The sequence below is a fragment of the Kitasatospora sp. NPDC058492 genome, assembly GCF_042720685.1.
In the GTDB taxonomy this organism is placed as follows: Bacteria; Actinomycetota; Actinomycetes; order Streptomycetales; family Streptomycetaceae; genus Kitasatospora.
Genome location: NZ_JBHXMU010000062.1, coordinates 1 through 19,867 on the forward strand (window position 1 = coordinate 1; position 19,867 = coordinate 19,867).

Here is a 19,867-nt window from a genome sequence, read left to right on the forward strand (position 1 = left end):
GGAGACTACACGGCGGCCCCGCGGCGGGCACAGTCCGCCGCCGGGCCGCTGACCAGGCGTCAGCGCGTGGTGAGTTGCTCGGCCAGGGCGCGCAGGGCCAGCTCGTACGAGCCGAGCCCGAATCCCGCGATGGTGCCGGAGGCCACCGCGGCGATCACCGAGGTGTGCCGGAAGGTCTCCCGGGCGTACGGGTTGGAGATGTGCACCTCGATCAGCGGCGCGGTGCGCTGCGAGGCGGCGTCCCGCATCGCGTACGAGTAGTGCGTGAACGCGCCCGGGTTGATCACCACGGGCACCTTGCCGTCGGCCGCCTCGTGCAGCCACTCCACCATCTGCTGCTCGGAGTTGGTCTCGTGCACCTCGACCTCGAAGCCGAACTCCTTGCCGAGCGCGGTGCAGCGCTCGACCAGCCCGGCGTAGGAGGTGGCGCCGTAGACGTCCGGCTCGCGGCTGCCGAGCCGTCCGAGGTTGGGGCCGTTGAGCACCATGACCCTGGTCACGCCGAGACCTCCGCGTAGGCGGCGACCAGCAGGGACGGGTCGGGGCCCTCCAGGACGGAGGTCTTGCCGAGGCCGTCCAGGACGATGAAGCGGATCAGGTCGCCGCGCGACTTCTTGTCGATCTTCATGGCGTCCAGCAGCTTCGGCCAGGCGTCCGCCTGGTAGCGCAGCGGCAGCCCGACGGAGGCCAGCACGGTGCGGTGCCGGTCGGCCGTCTCGTCGTCCAACCGGCCTGCCAGGCGGCCGAGTTCGGCGGCGAAGACCATGCCGATGGAGATCGCGGCGCCGTGCCGCCACTTGTAGCGCTCGTTGCGCTCGATGGCGTGGCCGAGGGTGTGGCCGTAGTTGAGGATCTCGCGCCGGCCGGACTCCTTGAGGTCCCCGGAGACCACGTCGGCCTTGACCTGGATGGCGCGGCGGATCAGCTCGACGGTGTGCCGGCCGTCCGGGGTCTTGGCGCCCTCCGGGTCGGCCTCGATCAGGTCGAGGATGGCCGGGTCGGCGATGAAGCCGCACTTGATGACCTCGGCGAGGCCGGAGACGTAGTCGTGCTTGGGCACGGTCGCCAGGGTGTCGAGGTCGGCCAGCACGCCCACCGGCGGGTGGAAGGCGCCGACCATGTTCTTGCCCTCGGCGATGTTGATGCCGGTCTTGCCGCCGACGGCCGCGTCGACCATGCCGAGCAGCGTGGTGGGCATGGAGATCCAGCGGACGCCGCGCAGCCAGGTGGCGGCGACGAAGCCTGCCAGGTCGGTGGTGGCGCCGCCGCCGAGGCCGACGACGACGTCGCTGCGGGTGAAGCCGGTCTGCCCGAGCACCGACCAGCAGTACGCGGCGACCTCGGCGCTCTTGGCGTCCTCGGCGTTGGGCACCTGCAGCGCGATCGCCTCGTAGCCCTCGCCGAGCAGGTCCTCGCGGATGGCGTCGGCGGTGGCGGCCAGCGCCTCGGGGTGGATGATCGCGACCCGCCTGGCGCGGGTGCCGATCAGCGGCGCCAGCTCGCCGAGCAGCTGGTGCCCGATCAGCACGTCGTACGGGTCGTGGCCGGCGCTGCCGCCGACGTGAATCCTGACGATGGGGTCAGTCATGGGGGGTCTTCAGCTCCAGTGCTTCCAGTACGGCGTCCGCGACCTGCTCGGGGGTGCGGCCGGCGGTGTCGACGACGGCGGTGGCCACCTCCAGGTAGAGGGGCCGGCGGGCCTCCATCAGCTCGCGCCAGCGGGCCCGCGGGTTGATGGCCAGCAGCGGGCGCGGGGCGTCCAGGCCGACCCGCTTGACCGCGTCCGCCAGCGGGACCTCCAGGAAGACGACCGGCAGCTCGCGCAGCAGGGCGCGGGTGGCCTCGGCCATCACCGCGCCGCCGCCGAGCGCCAGGACGCCGTCGTGCTCCGTGGCGCCCGCGCGCACGGCCCGGACCTCCAGCTCGCGGAAGTGCGGCTCGCCCTCGTCGATGAAGATCTCCGGGATGGGTTTGCCGGCCAACGCCTCGATGTCGGCGTCGGTGTCCCGGAAGCCGACGCCCAGGCGCTCGGCCAGGGCCCGCCCGACGGTGGACTTGCCACTGCCGGGCGGGCCGACCAGCACAACGACCGGAACGGTCATCGGATGATCAGGTTGTCGAGGTAACCCTGCACGTTGCGGCGGGTCTCGGAGACGTGGTCACCGCCGAACTTCTCGCTCACCGCGTCGGCCAGCACCAGCGCGACCATCGCCTCGGCGACGATCCCGGCGGCCGGCACGGCGCAGACGTCCGAGCGCTGGTGGTGCGCCTTGGCCGGCTCGCCGGTGCGCACGTCCAGGGTCTGCAGCGCCCGCGGCACGGTGGCGATCGGCTTCATGGCGGCACGCACCCGCAGCACCTCGCCGGTGGTCAGGCCGCCCTCGGTGCCGCCGGAGCGGCCGGAGGTGCGCTTGACGCCCTCGGGGGTCGGGACGATCTCGTCGTGCGCCTGCGAGCCGGGCACCCGGGCCAGCTCGAAGCCGTCGCCGACCTCGACGCCCTTGATCGCCTGGATGCCCATCAGCGCGGCGGCCAGCCGGGCGTCCAGCCGGCGGTCCCAGTGCACGTGCGAGCCCAGACCCACCGGCACGCCGTACGCGAGCACCTCGACCACGCCGCCGAGGGTGTCGCCGTCCTTGTGGGCCTGGTCGATCTCGGCGACCATCGCCTTCGAGGCATCGGCGTCCAGGCAGCGCACCGGGTCGGCGTCCAGCCGCGCCTCGTCCGAGGGCAGCGGCAGCACACCGGCCGGGGCCTTGGCGGCGGCCAGCTCGACCACGTGGCTGACGATCTCGATCCCGCAGGTCGCCTTCAGGTACGCGCGGGCGACGGCACCGAGCGCGACCCGGGCGGCCGTCTCACGGGCGCTGGCGCGCTCCAGGATCGGACGGGCCTCGTCGATCGAGTACTTCTGCATGCCGGCCAGGTCGGCGTGGCCGGGGCGGGGGCGGGTGAGCGCCTCGTTGCGGGCCAGACCGGCCAGCACCTCGGGGTCGACCGGGTCGGCCGACATGACCTGCTCCCACTTCGGCCACTCGGTGTTGCCGACCATGACCGCCACCGGGCTGCCCATGGTCTCGCCGTGCCGGACGCCGCCGAGGAACGTCACCTCGTCCTGCTCGAACTTCATCCGTGCGCCGCGACCGTAACCGAGCCGGCGGCGCGCCAGCGCGTCGGCCACCACCGCGGTGGTGACCGGTACACCGGCGGGCAGGCCCTCCAGCGTCGCGACGAGTGCGGGGCCGTGCGACTCCCCCGCCGTCAGCCAGCGCAACGTACCCAACGGAGCTCCTTCATCAGCGGACCGGCCACGGCACCTGCCGGGGCCCGCCCGGGCGTGCCTTTTCCCCTGAATCCTTTCACGTCCCGGCGGCACCCGGAGGCCCAGTCCGCGTGACGGACGGTGGTCGGTCAGTCGGCGGGACGGTGGTCGGCACGATTCCGGCCAGCCGGCCGGGCGGCGGTCGGCGCGATCCGGCCACCGGCGCGGGCTCAGCGCCCGGCGAGGGCCTTCTCGCCCGCCTCGCGCATCGCCGCCAGCGGCCCCGGCGCCCGCCCGGTGAAGGCCTCGCTCTGCAGCACCGCCTGGTGCACCAGCAGGTCCAGCCCGCCCAGGACGGTCGCCCCGCGCGCGGCGCAGGCGGCCGCCAGCGCCGTCGGCCACGGGTGGTACAGCACGTCGAACAGCGCCCCCGGCGCGGCGGGCAGCGCCCCGGCGAACGCGTCGGTCGCACCGACCGGCGTGGTCGAGACGGTCAGCGGCCGAGCCAGCGCCTGCGCGCCGAGCTCCCAGTCGGCGGTGCGCACGGCGACGCCCAGCCGCTCGCCCAGCTCGGCCATCTCCCGGGCCCGCTCCGCACTGCGCACGTAGACGGTCACCTCGCCGGTGCAGACCTGGGCCAGCGCCGCCAGCGCCGAGGAGGCGGTGGCCCCGGCACCCAGCACGGCCGCGGCCGGCACCTCGGTGATGCCGCGCTCGCGCAGCGCGTTCACCAGCCCGGGGACGTCGGTGTTGTCCCCGGTACGCCGCCCGTCGGCGGTGAACACCACGGTGTTCACCGCGTCCACCGCGCGGGCCGTCGCGCTGACCTCGTCCAGCAGCGGGATGATCGCCCGCTTCAGCGGCATGGTCAGCGACAGCCCGGCCCACTCGGCCTCGTCCAGCCCGGCCAGGAAGCCGGGCAGGCCGGCCTCGTCGACCTCGAAGCGGTCGTAGCGCCAGCCGTCCAGCCCGAGCGCCGCGAAGGCGGCCCGGTGCAGGTCCGGCGAGAGCGAGTGGGCGATCGGCGAGCCGAGTACGGCGGCCCGGTACTTGCTGGTCAACGCTGCTCCTCCGTGAACGGCGGTGCGGTGGCGGCTACTTGGTGGTGCAGTGGAGACCGACCTTGTCGAAGCCCTGGCCCGCCGCCCGGCAGTACGCCTCGACGTTGGCCGCGTGCTCCTTGTCCGTCTCGGCGAACAGGGTCTTGATCGGGGACATCGCGATGAAGTACAGCCACTTGCCGTCCGCCGGGTTGAGCACCGCCTTGAGCGCGTCGTCGCCGGGGTTGGAGATCGGCGTCGGCGGCAGGCCCGGGTTGATGTAGGTGTTGTACTTGTTGGACCCGTCGTTGATGTCCTTCTTGTCCAGGTCCTTGCGGCCCAGCGAGTACTGCAGCGTGGTGTCCATGCCGAGCGTGTGGCGCACGGCATCGCTCGCCAACCGGTTCTGGATGGTCCGGGCCATCTTGCCGAAGTCCTCGACGTTGTTGCCCTCGCGCTGCAGGATGCTCGCCTCGATGACCACCTCGTACGCGTTCTTGAGGCCGGCCTTGGACGCGTCGGCGTCCAGGGTCGCGTACTTGTCGGTGGCGTTCTTCACCATCTGCTTGAGCAGGTCCTCGGGCTTCATGCCGTCGGCGATGTTGTACCGGGTCGGCCAGAGGAAGCCCTCGACGTTGCCGTTCGCGTACGCCGGCAGGCCGAGACTACCGACCTGGGCCTTGGCGACACCCGCCGTGGTGCCCTGCGGCAGCTTCAGCTTCCCGTCGATCAGGGTGTAGATGTCGGCGGCGGTCTTGCCCTCGGGGATGACCAGCGCCGCACCGCCGGCCCCGTTGAGCAGTTCGCTCAGCGCGGTGGCAGCCGGCAGCTCCTTCTTCAGCGAGTAGAAGCCCGGCTGGACGTTCTTGCACTTCGGCTCGGCGTCGCAGGCCTTGCTGAAGGCGTCGACGCTCTTGACCACGCCGGCACTCTTCAGCGCCAGGCCGATCTGACCGCCGACCGCACCCGACTTGACCTCGACCTGGACGGGGCTGCCGCCCTCGCCCGTGAAGTCCGGCGGCGGGCCGAAGTGGTCCTGGTAGAAGCCGTAGCCCCACCAGCCGGCCCCGCCCAGGGCGCCGACCAGCACCAGCGCGACCAGCAGGCAGGCCCCGCCGTTGCGGCGGCCGGACTTCTTGCCCTTCTCCTTGCGCTTCTTCTGCGCGTCGCGGGAGGAGTCCTCCTCGCCGAGGAAGCCCTCCTGTTCGGCGTGGCCGTCCTCGTCGCGGTACTCGGCGTCCTCGTGGTGGCCGTCCTCGTGACGGCCGTCCTCCTGGAAGCCGTCCGGGTGGCCGTCCCACTCGTCGGTCTCGGGCGCGTGCCCGCCGACCGGATCGGCGCCGGCCTCCAGCGCGGCGGCCTCGGCCTCCCAGTCGATGCCGTCCGGGCCGGGGCCGCTGACGGGCGCGGCCGGCTCGGGTTCCGGCGCCGCGCGACGCCGCCGCCCGGGCTGCGCGCCCTGCTGCGGCACGCCCGGCTGCTGCTGCGCACCGGGTTGCTGAGGCTGCTGGGGTTGGTGGGGCTGCTGGGCCTGCTGCGGGGACATCCCCTGCTGCTGCGCCATGCCCGGTTGCTGCTGACCGTCCGGGAACCCCTGCTGCTGGTACCCCTGCTGGGGCAGCTGCTGCTGGTACCCCTGCTGCTGCATCTGCTGTTGCTGTTGCTGCTGCGGGTACCCCTGCTGCGGCATCTGCTGCTGGTAGCCCTGCTGCTGCATCTGCTGCTGGGGCACCTGCTGCTGCGGGTACTGCTGCTGCCCGCCCGGGAACCCCTGCTGCTGATACCCCTGCGGGTACCCCTGCTGCGGCATCTGCTGCATCTGCTGCTGCGGATACCCCTGCTGCTGCATGTCTCCGTACGGCTGCTGGGCCGGCTCGCCCTGCTGCTGGGGATACTGCTGGACCGGCTCGCCCTGCTGGGGATACTGCTGCCACTGGCCGTCCTGCTGGCCGGGGACCGGCTGCTGGCCGCCGTACCCGGGGTCACCGGGGTGCCACGGCTCAGAGCCCTGGGGGCCGTAGCCCCGACCCAGATCGGTCATTGATCCCCTTAACCGACGAAGACGGCCGGAGGATCGGACCGGCCGTCCGGGACGCGGTCCCGGCTGATTCTCGAACCGGCGTGCTAGCGCAGCGCCTGGGAGGAGACGTTACCGTACCGCACACGTGCCCCCGGCAGGGCGGACGTGCCGTCAGTGTCCGACCTCACCAGCCCGCGCCCGGCTCGGGCTCCGGCGCCGCCGGCCCGGAGTCGGGGGCCGACGCACCGGCCGAAGCCGACGACGAGGCCGAGGCGCCGGGCTTCGCCGACGCCCGGTTCGCGTTGAACTCGGCGACGTTGCGCTGCTGCACGTCGAAGCTGTCGGTGAAGCGGGTGTCCCCCGGTTTCACGGTGACGAAGTAGAGCCAGTCCCCCTGCGCCGGGTCCAGCGCCGCCGTGATCGCCTGCCGCCCCGGGTTGGAGATCGGCGTGGGCGGCAGCCCCGGGTGCAGGTAGGTGTTGTACGGGGAGTCCAGCCGGGTGTCGGTGACGGTGGTGTTCAGGGTCGACCGGCCGAGCGCGTAGTTGATCGTGGAGTCGAGCTGCAGCGGCATGCCCTTGGCCAGCCGGTTGTAGATGACCCGCGCCACCTTGCCCATGTCCTCGTTGTTGTCGGCCTCGCCCTGGACCATGCTGGCCACGGTGACCAGCCCGTACAGGCTCTGGCCGAGGTTCTGCGCGACGACGTTCGCGTCGTCCCGGCTGAACTCCTTGCCGGCCCGCTCCACCATCTGTTTCAGCAGGTCGATCGCGGTGGTTCCGTCGGTGACGCTGTACGTCGCGGGGAAGAGGTAGCCCTCGGGGCTGCCCTTGGCGAAGTCCGGCAGGCCCAGTTCGGCGCCCTGCTCCTGGGCGGTGCGCTGGGTGGTGCCCTCCGGCAGACGCAGCTTGTGGTCGATGGCCACGTAGATCTGGTAGCCGCGCCAGCCCTCGGGGATGGTCAGGCCGTTGGCGTTGGCCGGGTCGATCAGCACGGTCAGCGCGGCCGCGGCCGACATCCGCTGCTTCAGGGTGTAGGTGCCGGGCTGGATCCGCCCGGCGGCCGCGGCGCTGCCCTTGGCCGCCCGGGTGAAGGCGAGCGAGCTGGCCACCACCCCGTTGCGGACCAGAGTGGACGCGATCTGGGACAGGCCCGCGCCCTCCGGCACCGAGACCTGGACGCTGCCGGTGCCCTGCCCCGCGAAGTCGGCGGCGGCCGGGGGTGTGCGCTGCCCCTGGAGCCAGGCGTACCCGGCGAGACCCGCCCCGCCGAACACCGCGACCAGGGCGAGCGCGGTGAGCGCGCAGGCCAGTCCGTTACGCCGTCGGTGCGGATCGGGCGCATCGGAGCGCGTGCGGGGCGCGCCCGGGGGCCGGCCCTCCGGTTCCAGCACCGGCGCACCCAGGTGCCCGGGCGTGAGCCCCGGGTGGAAGTCCTGGTCGGTCATGGCTCGCGTCCCCTCGGCAGTGCCGAAACGTTCGAAAGGGGTCCGTGCGGACGCGTCCGCACGGACCCCTCGACGGGACGTTAGATCAGGCCGGTCAGCCGACCGCCTCGACGCTCTCACCGGGCGGGTTCCCGCTCACCCGTTCGGACTCAAGGGCGGTCTGCAGGATCACCACCGCGGCGGCCTGGTCGACCACCGAGCGGCCCTTCTTCGCCTTGACGCCCGAGGCGCGCAGCCCGTGGGTGGCGGTGACGGTCGACATCCGCTCGTCGACCAGCCGGACCGGCACCGGGTACAGCCGGTTGGCCAGCCGCGTCGCGTACGCGCGGACCTTCTCCGCCGCCGGGCCCTCCTTGCCGCTCAGCGAGCGGGGCAGCCCGACGATCACCTCCACCGCGTCGTACTCCTCGACGATGGCGGCGATCCTGGCCTGCGACTTCACCCCGGCCGGAACGGTCTCCACGGGCGTGGCGAGCACCCCGTCGGGGTCGCAGGACGCGACCCCGATCCGGGCGTCACCGACGTCGACGGCGATCCGCCGCCCCCGCCGGAAGGGCCGCTCCACCTGAGGCTCCTCGACCATCAGCTGGCGCGCTCCGCGACCAGGCCGCGCACCGCGGCGACGGCCTCGCCGACCGCGGCCGGGTTGGAGCCGCCGCCCTGGGCGACGTCGTCCTTGCCGCCACCGCCGCCGCCGAGGGTCTTGGCGGCGACCCGGACCAGCTCGCCGGCCTTGATGCCGCGGCCGCGGGCGTCCTCGTTGGTGGCGATCACGGTCAGCGGACGGCCGCCGGCCACGGTGAAGGCGGCGACCACGGCCGGGCGCGAGCCGAGGCGGCCGCGCACGTCCAGCACCAGCTTGCGCAGCTCGTCCGCGCCCACGCCGTCGGCGACCTGCGCGGCGACCACCGAGATGCCCTGCACGTCCTCGGCCGAGTCGGCCAGACCCGCCGCGGCGGCCAGCACCTTCTCGGCGCGGAAGCGCTCGATCTCCTTCTCGGCGTCCTTGAGCTTGGCGAGCATGCCCGAGATCTTCTCCGGCAGCTCCTCCGGGCGCCCCTTGACCAGCTCGGTCAGCTGGGACACCACGGTGTGCTCGCGGGCCAGGAACTTGTACGCGTCGACGCCGACCAGCGCCTCGACGCGGCGCACGCCGGAGCCGATCGAGGACTCGCCGAGCAGCTTCACCAGGCCCAGCTGGGCGGTGTTGCCGACGTGCGTGCCACCGCACAGCTCCTTGGAGAAGTCACCGATGGTGACGACCCGGACCTCGTCGCCGTACTTCTCGCCGAACATCGCGATGGCACCGGCCTTGCGGGCCTGATCCATCGTCATGACCTCGGCGGTGACGTCGAGTTCGCGACCCAGCACGTCGTTGATCTTCTGCTCGACGTCGACCAGCACGGTGCCCGGGACGGCGGCGGGCGAGCCGAAGTCGAAGCGGAAGCGGCCGGGGGCGTTCTCGGAGCCGGCCTGGGCGGCCGTCGGGCCGAGCGCGTCGCGCAGCGCCTGGTGGGTCAGGTGGGTGGCCGAGTGGGCGCGGGCGATCGCCCGGCGGCGCTCGGTGTCGATCGTGGCGTACGCCGAGGCGCCGAGCACGACCTCGCCGAACAGCACCCCACCGGAGTGCACGATGACACCCGGGACGGGCTGCTGCACGTCGCGGATCTCCACCACCGCGCCGGACTCCAGCCGGATCCGGCCGTGGTCGGCGAGCTGGCCGCCGCCCTCGGCGTAGAACGGGGTGCGGTCGAGGATGATCTCGACCTCGTCGCCCTCGGAGGCGGCCGGCGCCGGAACGCCGTCCACCAGCAGGCCGACGACGCTGGCCTCGCCCTCGGTGAGGTTGTAGCCGGTGAAGACGCTCGCGCCGGACTTGTCGGCGACCTCGCGGTACGCGGCGACGTCGGCGTGGCCCATCTTCTTGGCCTTGGCGTCCGCCTTGGCGCGGTTGCGCTGCTCCTGCATCAGGCGGCGGAAGCCGGCCTCGTCCACCTGGAGGCCCTGCTCCTCGGCCATCTCCAGGGTGAGGTCGATCGGGAAGCCGTAGGTGTCGTGCAGCTTGAAGGCCTGGTCCCCGGAGAGGACCGCGCCGCCGGCCTGCTTGGTCTCGGTGACCGCGGCGTCCAGCAGGCTGGTGCCGGCCTTGAGGGTCTGCAGGAAGGCCGCCTCCTCGCCGACGACGACCGTCTCGATGCGCTTGCGGTCGCTCTCCAGCTCCGGGTACTGCGGAGCCATCGCCTTGATCGCGATGTCGGTGAGGTCCTTGGCCACCACGCCGGTGGCGCCCAGCAGGCGCATGTTGCGGATGGCGCGGCGCAGGATGCGGCGCAGCACGTAGCCGCGGCCCTCGTTGCCGGGGGTGACGCCGTCGCCGATCAGCATCAGCGCGGTGCGGATGTGGTCGGTGACCACGCGCAGCGAGACGTCCGACTTGTGGTCGGCGCCGTAGGTGTGGCCGGTGAGCTCGGCGGCGCGGTCGAGGATCATCCGGCTGGTGTCGATCTCGAAGAGGTTGTCGACGCCCTGGAGGATGGCGGCGAGGCGCTCCAGGCCGAGGCCGGTGTCGATGTTCTTGCTCGGCAGGTCGCCGAGGATCTCGAAGCCGTCCTTGCCGTCGCCGTGGCCGCGCTCGTACTGCATGAAGACCAGGTTCCAGATCTCCAGGTAGCGCTCGCCGTTGACGGCCGGGCCGCCCTCCTCGCCGTACGCGGGGCCGCGGTCGTAGTTGATCTCCGAGCACGGGCCGCAGGGGCCGGGGACGCCCATCGACCAGAAGTTGTCCTTCATGCCGAGGCGCTGGATGCGCTCGGACGGGACGCCGATGACGTCACGCCAGATCAGCTCGGCCTCGTCGTCGTCCTGGTAGACGGTGATCCAGAGCTTCTCCTTCTCCAGGCCGTAGCCACCGTCCGCGACGGAGCTGGTGAGCAGCTCCCACGCGAACTTGATGGCGCCTTCCTTGAAGTAGTCGCCGAAGGAGAAGTTGCCGCACATCTGGAAGAAGGAGCCGTGCCGGGTGGTCTTCCCGACCTCCTCGATGTCCAGGGTGCGCACGCACTTCTGGACGCTGGTGGCGCGCGAGAACTGCGGCTTGACCTCGCCCAGGAAGTAGGGCTTGAACGGCACCATGCCGGCGTTGACCAGCAGCAGGGTGGGGTCGTCGGCGACCAGGGACGCCGACGGAACGACGGTGTGGCCGCGCTCCTCGAAGAAGCGCAGCCAGCGGCGGCGGATCTCAGCCGACTCCATTATTGGTCCTTCCGGTTCGGGGTGCCGCCCCGCTGCGGCAGGGCGCGGCGGGGCGTTTCTTCAATGGCTCGGGTGGTGGTGCGGGCCCCACGGGACACGGGGCGGGGGCCGGACGGGGGCAGGGCGGCGGCCGGGCTGCCGGGCGCCGCCGAGATAGCTCGGTACTGCGGCTCGCCGCGCAGGACCCGTCCGGTGCTCCGGGGTTCGACGACGGCGGTGCCGTGCAGTCCGAGGTCGTCCTTCAGCTGCTCCTCGCGCTCGGCCATGCCGGCCCGCACGTCCTGGGCGAACTGCTTGGCCAGGTCGCCCAGGTGCAGCGCACCGCGCGTGGCGGTGCCGGAGAGGCTGTCCGGGGTGAGCCGGTGCACGGCCTCGTTGGCCTTGTTCATGGCCCACACGGTCGCACCGGCGCCGACCGCCATCCAGAAGACGCGTCGCACCATGCCGTCAGCCCCTCACCGCGCGCCGGACCCGGGAGAGCAGGCCGTTCCTGGGCGCGGTCGCGGCGCGCACCTCGGCCCGGATCAGCCGGGCCAGCTCCTCGCGCTCGCCGCTCTGCGACGGCACGGACGGCTGGCCGCCCTGCTGCTTGGCGACGGCCTTGCGGACGCCGTAGCTGAAGGCCGCGACCTTCACCAGCGGCCCGCCCAGGGTGGCGGCGACGGTGGAGGAGAGCGCGTTGGCGTTGGCGGCGGCGTCCTGCACGTTGGCGGTGATCTCGTCCACCCGCTCCAGCTGCTGGTTGGCACTGCGCACGGCGGCGCCCGCGTCGCTCAGCAGCGGGACGGCCTGCTCGGTGACGGCGGAGACGAGGACGGTGGCCTCCTTCAGCACGCGCGAGAGGCGGACCAGCACCACGGCGAGCAGGGTGACCAGGACCGCCCAGAACACGGCGACGAGCAACCCGGCCAGCTCTCCCACGGACACCTTTGCGCGCTCCCTCGCCTTGCTGTTCTCCAAACGGAACCCTATCGCGCCCACGCCCGGTTTCCGGACCGGGTTATCGCCGGGCCCCGGGGTCCACCGCCGCGTCGGCCCTCGGCCGAACCGGTCGGATGTGCGAACCGCGCGCGTAACCTACCGACCGGTCACCTCGTTCTGCCAGGCGGGCCGTCGCCCGTACGGCCCGACGAACGTCCGGGCCCCGACGGTCCGGGCCAGGAACACGGGGAGCAACGCTTGGCCGGCGACTGGAGAGCACAGCCCGGGGAACCCGCGGCGTGGCCGCGCGAGCCGCAGCCCGGCCGGCTGCCGGCCGAGGTGACGGGCTTCGTCGGGCGGCAGCGGGAGCTGGCCGAGCTGGCGGGCCTGCTGGCCGGCGCCCGGCTGGTGACGGTGACCGGGCCGGGCGGGGTGGGCAAGAGCCGGCTGGCCCTGCGCGCCGCCGCCCGGGCGGCCGGCGCCTTCCCGGACGGCACCTGGCTGGTCGAGGTGGCCCCGGTGCAGGACCCGCTGCTGCTCGGCCGCGCGGCGCTGGAGGCGCTGCGGCTGACCGACGACACCGCCCGCCCGCCGCTGGACGTGCTCACCGAGCGGCTGTCCGGCCGGCGCACGCTGCTGGTGCTGGACGGCTGCGAGCACCTGGTGCAGGCCTGCGCCGACCTGGCGGACGCGCTGCTGCGGGCGCTGCCCGGCCTCCGGGTGCTGACCACCAGCCGCGCCGCGCTGCGGGCCTCGGGCGAGCACCTGCTCACCCTGGCCCCGTTGCCGGTCGACCCTCGGCCGAGCGGTCCGGGCGGTCCGAGCGGTCCGGGCGGGCTGCCGGACGCGGTGCGGCTGTTCGCCGAGCGGGCCCGGGCGGTGCTGCCCTCCTTCGCGCTGACCGAGGCCAACACCGAGGCGGTGAGCCTGCTCTGCCGCCGTCTGGACGGCCTCCCGCTGGCGGTGGAGCTGGCGGCCGGGCGGCTGCGCGCGCTGTCGGTGGAGCAGATCACCGCCCGGCTGGACGACCGGTTCCGGCTGCTCACCGGCGGCTCCCGGACGGCCCTGCCGCGGCACCGGGCGCTGCGCACCACGATCGGTTGGAGCCATGAGCTCTGCACCGTGCAGGAACGTTTGCTCTGGGCCCGCCTCTCGGTCTTCGCCGGCAGTTTCGACCTGGAGGCCGCCGAGTACGTCTGCGCCGGTGACGCCCTGGAGGCCGAGGACGTGCTCGACCAGCTCGACGAACTGGTCGGCAAGTCCGTGGTGCTGCGCGAGGACAGCGCCTTCGGCGTCCGCTTCCGGCTGCTGGACACCCTGCGCGACTACGGCGGCCAGTGGCTGCGGGCCGCCGGCGAGGAGCAGCGGCTGCTGCGCCGCCACCGCGACTGGTACCTGGGCGTGGCCACCTGGGGCGAGGTCGAGTGGTTCGGCCCCCGGCAGGCCGAGACCGCCGAACGCACCCGACTCGCCCACCCCAACCTCCGCGCGGCGCTGGAGTTCTGCCTCGCCGAGCCCGGCGAGGAGCAGATCGCCCTGCTGCTGGCGGGCACGCTGTGGTTCTACTGGGTCGGCTGCGGCCACCTCGGCGAGGGGCGGCACTGGCTGGACCGCGCGCTCGCCCTGGACCGCGAGCCGACCGAGGCCCGCGCCAAGGCCCTCTGGGCGACCGGCCACCTGGCCACCCTGCAAGGCGACCTGGAGGCGGCCCGCCCGGCCCTGGAGGAGTGCCGCCGCCAGGCCCTGGACACCGGCGACGACCGGGCGCTCGCCTACGCCGTCCACCGGCAGGCCGGCGCGGCCCTGGTCGGCGACGAGCCGGAGCGCGCCGCCGAGCTGTTCGAGGAGGCGCTCTGGCACTACCGGACCATCGGCGAGCTCAACAGCAACGTCGTGCTGGCCATGGTCGAGCTGGGCCTCGCGTACCTGTTCCAGGGGGATCCGGAGAGCGGCGAGCTCTGGTTCGGCCAGGCCCGCGAGCTGTGCGAGGAGCACGGCGAGCAGTGGGCGTACGCGTACGTGCTGTACGCGACGGCGTACGCGCACTGGCTGGACGGCGCCGTCCGGGCGGCCCGCGCCCTGGCCCGGGAGGGCCTGCGGCTGAACCACCTGTTCCACGACCTGCTCGGCATCGCGCTGGCGATCGACCTGCTGGCGCTGCTGGAGACCGAGCCGGGCGGCCCGGGCGCGCCGGGCGACCTGGGCGAGGCCCGGGTGCTGCAGGGCGCCGCGCACCGGATCTGGCACACGGTCGGCCTGCCCTTCCTGGGCTCGCGGTCCTTCTTCGGCCCGCACCAGGAGTGCGCGGAGCGGGCCCGGGCGGGGCTGACCGCGCAGGAGTACGAGCAGTGCTACCAGGCCGGGGCCCGGCTCGACCTGGACGCGGCGGTCTCCCGGGCGCTGGGCGCCAGCGGGTCGACGGGCGGGCCGGAGCCCGGGTCCGGGCCCTGCTCGGTGCCGTCCGCACCGGCGCCCGCACCGGCCAGGAATAGCTGAAACTTGCCGATTGCTTGAGGAGGCAAGGAACCACCCGGAAGGAGCCCCCCGTGGCCGTGACCACCGCCGCCGACGAGTACCGCCTCGCGACGTTCCACTTCGAGTCCAAGGCCTACGCCGACGCCGCCCGCATGCTGGAGGGCGTGCTCGCCGAGGAGCCGGCCAACCTCTCGGTCCGGCTGCTGCTGGCCCGCAGCTACTACCACTCCGCCCAACTCGGGCGCGCCGAGGCCGAGTTGCTCCGGATCCTGGACACCGACCCGGCCGAGGACTACGCCCGGCTGATGCTCGGCCGCACCCTGGAGCGCCAGGGCCGCGCCGAGGAGGCCCGCCCGCACCTGCGGCTGGCCGCGGCGATGACCGGCGAGAACCGCTAGGGGCTCTCTTTCGGATCACGCCGGGCGCGCGACGCCGGAAAAGGGGCGAGCCCCCGCCGCCTCGAAAGGCGACGGGGGCTCGCTGAGGTACCGCAGATGCGGAACCGCCGCGGGTCAGCGCGAGTAGTACTCGACCACCAGCTGCTCGTCACAGATCACCGGGACCTCCTTGCGCTGCGGCGCACGGTCCAGGCGGAAGGCCAGGGCCTTCAGGTTGACCTCGAGGTACTTCGGGGTCTGGCCCTCACCCGCGTAGCCACCCTCACGGGCGACCTGGAACGGGACCTTCTCCTTGCTGCGCTCGCGGACGGTCACCACGAAGCCCGGCTTCATCTGGTACGACGGCTTGTTGACCTTGCCACCGTTGACCTCGATGTGGCCGTGGACGACCATCTGGCGGGCCTGGTAGATGGTGCGGGCAATGCCCGAACGCAGCACCAGCGAGTCCAGACGGGTCTCCAGCTCGGCGACGAGCGCCTCACCGGTCTTGCCCTCGGCCTTCTTCGCGCGGTCGAACGCGCGCGCCATCTGCTTCTCGCTCAGGTCGTACTGGGCGCGCAGACGCTGCTTCTCGAGCAGACGGACCTTGTAGTCCGAGTTCTGCTTGCGACCACGGCCGTGCTGGCCGGGCGGGTACGGGCGGGCCTCGAAGTACTTGACGGACTTCGGGGTCAGCGGCACGCCGAGCGCACGCGCGATCTTGACCTTGGGACGCTTCTGGTTCGCCATGAACCAAACCTTCCTTGCTTACGAATACGGCTTCACCAGGTGTTGACGGAGGTCGCATCTCGCGACCCGGAGACAACCCATCGCCGAGGCGATGCGGTCAGCCGCTCTCCGGAGCCGGGCACAAAAGTGCTGGTCACACGGAACAGCCCGGAAATCCGGGCCGTCCGCGACACCGAAACGGTGCGCGACGCTCCTGGTGCGGGCCTCCCGGAGGAGGCCTACGGCCGATGCCCCGCTGGTGCGGCCGGTCGGTGGAGTCTCCTCCGCCGCCGTCCCGGGGCATGGCACTTCGACCGATTGTACCGGGTGGTCGAGCGCCCCTTCTCACTCACCCCTGAGCCGGCCCCGCGTCCACTCCACGACGTCCGCGTACCGGGCCTCGCCGCCGCGCCGGGTCGGCTGGTAGTAGTCCTTGCCGTGCACCGCGTCCGGCGCGTACTGCTGGGCCGCGATGCCCTCCGGCAGGTCGTGCGGGTACTGGTAGCCCTGGCCGTGGCCGAGCTTGCCCGCGCCGCCGTAGTGCGCGTCCCGCAGGTGCGGCGGCACCGCGCCCGCGAGCCCCTGCCGGACGTCCGCCAGCGCCGCGTCGATCGCCAGGTAGGCCGCGTTGGACTTGGGCGCCAGGGCCAGCGCGATCGCCGCCTGGGAGAGGATGATCCGCGCCTCCGGGAAGCCGATCAGGGCCACCGCCTGGGCCGCCGCGACCGCCGTCTGGAGCGCCGTCGGGTCGGCCAGGCCGACGTCCTCGCTGGCCGAGATCATCAGCCGGCGGGCGATGAACCGCGGGTCCTCCCCCGCCTCGATCATCCGGGCCAGGTAGTGCAGGGTGGCGTCCACGTCGCTGCCCCGGATCGACTTGATCAGCGCGCTCGCCACGTCGTAGTGCTGGTCGCCGTCCTTGTCGTAGCGCACCGCCGCCTGGTTGACGGCCGTCTCCGTGGTGGCCAGCGTGATGCTCGCCTCGCCCTTCTCCAGCGCCGCCCCGGCCGCCGCCTCCAGCGTGGTGAGCGCCCGCCGGGCGTCACCGCCGGCGAGGCGCACCAGGTGGTCCTCGGCCTCCGCCGTCAGCTCCAGCGCGCCCCCCAGGCCGCGCTCGTCGGCCACCGCGCGGCGCAGCAGGGCGCGGACGTCCTCGTCGGTCAGCGACTCCAGGGTGAGCAGCAGCGAGCGGGACAGCAGCGGGGAGATCACCGAGAAGTACGGGTTCTCGGTGGTCGCCGCGATCAGGGTGACCCAGCGGTTCTCCACGGCCGGCAGCAGCGAGTCCTGCTGGGCCTTGGAGAAGCGGTGGATCTCGTCCAGGAACAGCACCGTCTCCCGGCCGGACATGCCGACCGCCCGCCGGGCGCCGTCGATCACCGCCCGGACCTCCTTGACCCCGGCGGTGATCGCGGACAGCTCGACGAAGCGGCCCTCCACGGCCTGGCTGATCACGTGCGCCAGGGTGGTCTTGCCGGTACCGGGCGGGCCCCAGAGGATCACCGAGCTGGTCGCCGCGGGCCCGCGCGAGCCCGAGACCAGCCGCCGCAGCGGCGACCCGGGCTTCAGCAGCTGCCGCTGCCCGGCCACCTCGTCCAGGGTGCGCGGGCGCATCCGTACGGCCAGCGGCGCCCGGCCGGGCTCCCTGCTCTGGCGTTCCTCGGCGGCGGCGGTGAAGAGGTCCGGTTCGTCCACACCGGAAGCCTATGCGAGGCCGCCGACACACCCGCCGGAGCAGCCGGCCCCATCGCGCCTACGCCCTGTCCCGCCGATCGAGGCGGGCCGCGTGGTCCGGGACGTACTTCTGCAGGTCGCGCGGGGGCCGCTGGTAGCCGCGCGGGGCCGGGCGGGGCGGCAGGTCGATCTGCGGGGCGGTGATCTCGCGGTACGGCACGGTGGAGAGCAGGTGGGCGATCATGTTGATCCGGGCCCGCCGCTTGTCGTCGCTCTCCACCACGTGCCAGGGCGAGTCCGGGGTGTCGGTGTAGACGAACATCTCGTCCTTGGCCCGCGAGTACTCCTCCCACCGGGTGATCGACTCGACGTCCATCGGGGAGAGCTTCCAGCGCTTCATCGGATCCTCCAGCCGGTCCCGGAAGCGCCGTTCCTGCTCGGTGTCGCTCACCGAGAACCAGTACTTGCGCAGCAGGATGCCCGACTCGATCAGCATCCGCTCGAAGGTCGGGCACTGGTGCAGGAACTGCCAGTACTGCTCGTCCGTGCAGAAGCCCATGACCCGCTCGACACCGGCCCGGTTGTACCAGCTGCGGTCGAACAGCACGATCTCCCCGGCGGCCGGCAGCTGCTCGACGTACCGCTGGAAGTACCACTGGGTCTTCTGCCGCTCGGTCGGGGTCGGCAGCGCCGCGACCCGGGCGATGCGCGGGTTCAGGTACTCCGTCACCCGCTTGATCGCGCCGCCCTTGCCGGCGGCGTCGCGCCCCTCGAAGACCACCACCAGTCGGGCGCCCTCGACCCGCACCCACTCCTGGAGCTTCACCAGTTCCTGCTGGAGCCGCAGCAGTTCCCGCTCGTACGGCTTCCTCGCGAGTCGTTCCGGCTTCGCGGTCCGCTGCTCCTCGGCCACCTGGGGTCCTCCGTCCGACTGCTGCTGATGAGCACTCACCGTAGGCGCTGGAGGCCGCCTCCGCAGGTCGGAGGACGGATGGGCGGCAGCGGCGGCCCCCTGAACCGCCGCTGCCGCGCTCCCCCGTCCGGTCGGCGCGAACGCCGAACGATCAACCTTGGCCCACACCTGCCGGACGGGTCCAATATCCGGTTCCATAACCTTGGGGCATGGATGTCGACACCCGCCTGCTGCGCAGCTTCGCCGCGGTCTGCGAGGAGGGGCAGCTGACCGCTGCCGCGGCCCGGCTGTTCGTCTCCCAGCCGACGCTCACCAAACAGATCCGCCAGCTGGAATCGCTGCTCGGGGTCGAGCTGTTCGAGCGGTCGCGGCGCGGCATGGCGCCCACCCCGGCCGGGCGGGCGCTGGCGGACTACGCCGGGGCGATGCTGGCCGGCTGGGAGGACGCGCTGCGGGCCACCCGGGCGGCCGCCGCCGAGCAGGGCTCGGTGCTGCGGGTGGGGTTCGAGGGCGGCATCATCAACCTGATGACCCGCAGCACCGTCGCCGACTTCGCCCGGCGGATGCCCGGCTGGCAGGTGGAGCTGCGGCAGAACAACTGGTTCGACCCGACCTCGGGCCTGGCCACCGGCGAGATCGACCTGACTCTCTGGCACGGCCCGGCGTGGCTGGTCGAGCACTACAACGTCGCCGTGCTCGGCGAGGAGGCGCGGGTCGTGGCGCTGCCGGCCGGGCACCGGCTGGCGGACCGGGCCGAGCTGTCCGTCGAGGACCTGCTGGACGAGCCGTTCGTGGCGATACCGCACGAGGCCGGGCACTGGCGCGAGTACTGGCTGGCGGGCCGGGAGCGGGGCGGGCGTCCGGTGCGGATCGGCGCGGTGGCGCACAACACCGACGAGTGGCTGGCCGCGGTGGTGTGCGGTCAGGGCGTCGGCTTCGCACCGGAGACGATGAGCCGGCTGGCCGTACGGGATGACGTCGCGTACCGGCCGGTGCGGGGGCTCAGCCCGAGCCGGGTCGGGCTGTACTGGCCGAAGGACCGCGAACTCACGCCGGCGATGGCCGCGTTCGTGCGCAGCTGCCGGGTCACGGTCCCCTTCGGCCGGCTGGGAAGGTCGGGTGGGACGGAACCCCTGGTGGGAACATCGGGTGAAAACGGAGCCCCGGGTGGGAACACGATCGGTGGAACCGATCTGACGGTCTACACCGCCACGAAGGCCTCGGGGTAGCGGCAGAGCCCGCGCGGAGCGCCGTCGTATGCGGGCAGCGGCAGCGCCTGGAAGTAGGCGTCCGGCACCTCGAACGGCCCGCTGATCTCGTGCCGTCCGGCCGCGCTGAAGCCGAACCGCCCGTAGTACTCCGGGTCGCCGAGGACGACCACGAGCTTCTCCCCCGCCTTCTCGGCCGCCGACAGCGCGGCCCGGACGACGAGTTCGCCGACGCCCTTGCGCTGCCACTCCGGCGCGACGGCGACCGGCGCGAGCGCGAGGCCCGCGCCGTCCTCGCCGACCCGCAGCCGGGTCAGCAGCGCGTGCCCGATCACCAGCCCGGCCTCGTCGACCGCGACCAGCGACAGCCCAGGCAGCCAGGCCGGATCGCGGCGCAGCGCGTCGACCAGGTCCGCCTCGTCCGGGCCGGGGAACGCGGCCATGTGGACGCGTCTGGTCGCCGGGACGTCATCCGGACACTCGACTCTTGTGATCACCTGCATGAGTCAACCCTCCTTGTGTCACACGTCATTGTGGACCGGCCCCGGA

19 protein-coding genes are annotated in these 19,867 nt (G+C 73.0%); 4 read left to right on the top strand and 15 right to left on the bottom strand.

Annotated features, from left to right (window positions below):
• Positions 1–59: 59 nt before the first annotated feature.
• The 6 genes from aroQ to mltG (ACFWPI_RS31495) all read right to left on the bottom strand — a co-directional run bounded on the left by aroQ (position 60) and on the right by mltG (ACFWPI_RS31495) (position 5,866).
• Entirely contained in the window at positions 60–488 is a 429-nt protein-coding gene (gene aroQ / locus ACFWPI_RS31470; RefSeq protein WP_063350970.1) for a type II 3-dehydroquinate dehydratase, read from the bottom strand.
• A gap of 8 nt (positions 489–496) precedes the next feature.
• On the bottom strand, positions 497–1,588 hold the full coding sequence (gene aroB / locus ACFWPI_RS31475; RefSeq protein WP_380380708.1) for a 3-dehydroquinate synthase: 1,092 nt from the start codon (positions 1,586–1,588) through the stop codon (positions 497–499).
• On the bottom strand, positions 1,581–2,102 hold the full coding sequence (locus ACFWPI_RS31480; RefSeq protein WP_380380710.1) for a shikimate kinase: 522 nt from the start codon (positions 2,100–2,102) through the stop codon (positions 1,581–1,583). Before ACFWPI_RS31480 ends, aroB begins: the two co-directional genes overlap by 8 nt.
• Positions 2,099–3,283, bottom strand: a complete 1,185-nt coding sequence (aroC, locus tag ACFWPI_RS31485; protein WP_107452826.1) for a chorismate synthase — start codon at positions 3,281–3,283, stop codon at positions 2,099–2,101. Before aroC ends, ACFWPI_RS31480 begins: the two co-directional genes overlap by 4 nt.
• A gap of 209 nt (positions 3,284–3,492) precedes the next feature.
• Positions 3,493–4,323, bottom strand: a complete 831-nt coding sequence (locus ACFWPI_RS31490; protein WP_380380713.1) for a shikimate dehydrogenase — start codon at positions 4,321–4,323, stop codon at positions 3,493–3,495.
• Positions 4,324–4,357: 34 nt separating this feature from the next.
• Positions 4,358–5,866 carry an endolytic transglycosylase MltG gene (gene mltG / locus ACFWPI_RS31495; protein WP_380380715.1) on the bottom strand — a complete coding sequence of 503 codons (1,509 nt, stop codon included), beginning with the start codon at positions 5,864–5,866 and terminating at the stop codon, positions 4,358–4,360.
• Between mltG (ACFWPI_RS31495) and ACFWPI_RS31500 the strand changes: the two genes are divergently transcribed.
• The gene (locus tag ACFWPI_RS31500) at positions 5,816–6,346 is read left to right on the top strand and encodes a hypothetical protein (RefSeq protein WP_380425188.1); all 531 of its coding nucleotides are present in this window, start codon (positions 5,816–5,818) and stop codon (positions 6,344–6,346) included. The two genes, mltG (ACFWPI_RS31495) and ACFWPI_RS31500, sit on opposite strands and share 51 nt — an antisense overlap.
• A 160-nt stretch (positions 6,347–6,506) precedes the next feature.
• Here the strand turns inward: ACFWPI_RS31500 and mltG (ACFWPI_RS31505) are convergent, their stop codons facing one another.
• The 5 genes from mltG (ACFWPI_RS31505) to ACFWPI_RS31525 form a co-directional block, all read right to left on the bottom strand.
• The gene (gene mltG / locus ACFWPI_RS31505; protein ID WP_380380719.1) at positions 6,507–7,769 is read right to left on the bottom strand and encodes an endolytic transglycosylase MltG; all 1,263 of its coding nucleotides are present in this window, start codon (positions 7,767–7,769) and stop codon (positions 6,507–6,509) included.
• A 94-nt stretch (positions 7,770–7,863) separates the two neighbouring features.
• Positions 7,864–8,334, bottom strand: a complete 471-nt coding sequence (gene ruvX / locus ACFWPI_RS31510) for a Holliday junction resolvase RuvX (protein WP_244293307.1) — start codon at positions 8,332–8,334, stop codon at positions 7,864–7,866.
• Between the two features lie 17 nt (positions 8,335–8,351).
• Positions 8,352–11,021 (bottom strand): alanine--tRNA ligase, encoded by a 2,670-nt coding sequence (alaS, locus tag ACFWPI_RS31515; RefSeq protein ID WP_380425191.1) that lies wholly within the window; start codon positions 11,019–11,021, stop codon positions 8,352–8,354.
• A complete protein-coding gene (locus ACFWPI_RS31520) occupies positions 11,021–11,464 on the bottom strand; it encodes a DUF6167 family protein (RefSeq protein WP_063346788.1) in 444 nt (147 codons plus the stop codon). The genes alaS and ACFWPI_RS31520 overlap by 1 nt, the downstream gene beginning before the upstream one ends.
• A 4-nt stretch (positions 11,465–11,468) precedes the next feature.
• Positions 11,469–11,948, bottom strand: a complete 480-nt coding sequence (locus tag ACFWPI_RS31525; RefSeq protein WP_063346789.1) for a DUF948 domain-containing protein — start codon at positions 11,946–11,948, stop codon at positions 11,469–11,471.
• 252 nt (positions 11,949–12,200) lie between these two features.
• On the opposite strand from ACFWPI_RS31525, the gene ACFWPI_RS31530 reads away from it, so the two are divergent.
• Positions 12,201–14,438: an ATP-binding protein gene (locus ACFWPI_RS31530; protein WP_380377187.1), complete on the top strand. Its 2,238-nt coding sequence runs from the start codon at positions 12,201–12,203 to the stop codon at positions 14,436–14,438.
• 56 nt (positions 14,439–14,494) lie between these two features.
• Positions 14,495–14,815, top strand: a complete 321-nt coding sequence (locus ACFWPI_RS31535) for a tetratricopeptide repeat protein (protein ID WP_380377234.1) — start codon at positions 14,495–14,497, stop codon at positions 14,813–14,815.
• 114 nt (positions 14,816–14,929) lie between these two features.
• Here the strand turns inward: ACFWPI_RS31535 and rpsD are convergent, their stop codons facing one another.
• The 3 genes from rpsD to ppk2 all read right to left on the bottom strand — a co-directional run bounded on the left by rpsD (position 14,930) and on the right by ppk2 (position 18,110).
• Positions 14,930–15,544, bottom strand: coding sequence for a 30S ribosomal protein S4 (gene rpsD, locus ACFWPI_RS31540; RefSeq protein WP_063346792.1), 615 nt, complete (start codon positions 15,542–15,544; stop codon positions 14,930–14,932).
• Between the two features lie 324 nt (positions 15,545–15,868).
• Entirely contained in the window at positions 15,869–17,218 is a 1,350-nt protein-coding gene (locus ACFWPI_RS31545; protein ID WP_363372766.1) for a replication-associated recombination protein A, read from the bottom strand.
• Positions 17,219–17,276: 58 nt separating this feature from the next.
• Positions 17,277–18,110 carry a polyphosphate kinase 2 gene (ppk2, locus tag ACFWPI_RS31550; RefSeq protein ID WP_380377190.1) on the bottom strand — a complete coding sequence of 278 codons (834 nt, stop codon included), beginning with the start codon at positions 18,108–18,110 and terminating at the stop codon, positions 17,277–17,279.
• 209 nt (positions 18,111–18,319) lie between these two features.
• Between ppk2 and ACFWPI_RS31555 the strand changes: the two genes are divergently transcribed.
• Positions 18,320–19,339: a LysR family transcriptional regulator gene (locus ACFWPI_RS31555; protein ID WP_380377193.1), complete on the top strand. Its 1,020-nt coding sequence runs from the start codon at positions 18,320–18,322 to the stop codon at positions 19,337–19,339.
• On the opposite strand, the gene ACFWPI_RS31560 is transcribed toward ACFWPI_RS31555, so the two are convergent.
• Positions 19,312–19,821, bottom strand: coding sequence for a GNAT family N-acetyltransferase (locus tag ACFWPI_RS31560; RefSeq protein WP_380377196.1), 510 nt, complete (start codon positions 19,819–19,821; stop codon positions 19,312–19,314). The two genes, ACFWPI_RS31555 and ACFWPI_RS31560, sit on opposite strands and share 28 nt — an antisense overlap.
• Positions 19,822–19,867 lie beyond the last annotated feature (46 nt).

What these genes read in the sequence shown, in the direction of transcription:
- mltG (WP_380380719.1), bottom strand. Translation starts at nt 7,769, where the DNA reads ATGACCGACCAGGACTTCCACCCGGGGCTCACGCCCGGGCACCTGGGT.
- ACFWPI_RS31555 (WP_380377193.1), top strand. Translation starts at nt 18,320, where the DNA reads ATGGATGTCGACACCCGCCTGCTGCGCAGCTTCGCCGCGGTCTGCGAG.
- mltG (WP_380380715.1), bottom strand. Translation starts at nt 5,866, where the DNA reads ATGGCGCAGCAGCAGGGGATGTCCCCGCAGCAGGCCCAGCAGCCCCAC.
- ACFWPI_RS31520 (WP_063346788.1), bottom strand. Translation starts at nt 11,464, where the DNA reads ATGGTGCGACGCGTCTTCTGGATGGCGGTCGGCGCCGGTGCGACCGTG.
- ACFWPI_RS31480 (WP_380380710.1), bottom strand. Translation starts at nt 2,102, where the DNA reads ATGACCGTTCCGGTCGTTGTGCTGGTCGGCCCGCCCGGCAGTGGCAAG.
- alaS (WP_380425191.1), bottom strand. Translation starts at nt 11,021, where the DNA reads ATGGAGTCGGCTGAGATCCGCCGCCGCTGGCTGCGCTTCTTCGAGGAG.
- rpsD (WP_063346792.1), bottom strand. Translation starts at nt 15,544, where the DNA reads ATGGCGAACCAGAAGCGTCCCAAGGTCAAGATCGCGCGTGCGCTCGGC.
- aroQ (WP_063350970.1), bottom strand. Translation starts at nt 488, where the DNA reads ATGGTGCTCAACGGCCCCAACCTCGGACGGCTCGGCAGCCGCGAGCCG.
- aroB (WP_380380708.1), bottom strand. Translation starts at nt 1,588, where the DNA reads ATGACTGACCCCATCGTCAGGATTCACGTCGGCGGCAGCGCCGGCCAC.
- ACFWPI_RS31560 (WP_380377196.1), bottom strand. Translation starts at nt 19,821, where the DNA reads ATGCAGGTGATCACAAGAGTCGAGTGTCCGGATGACGTCCCGGCGACC.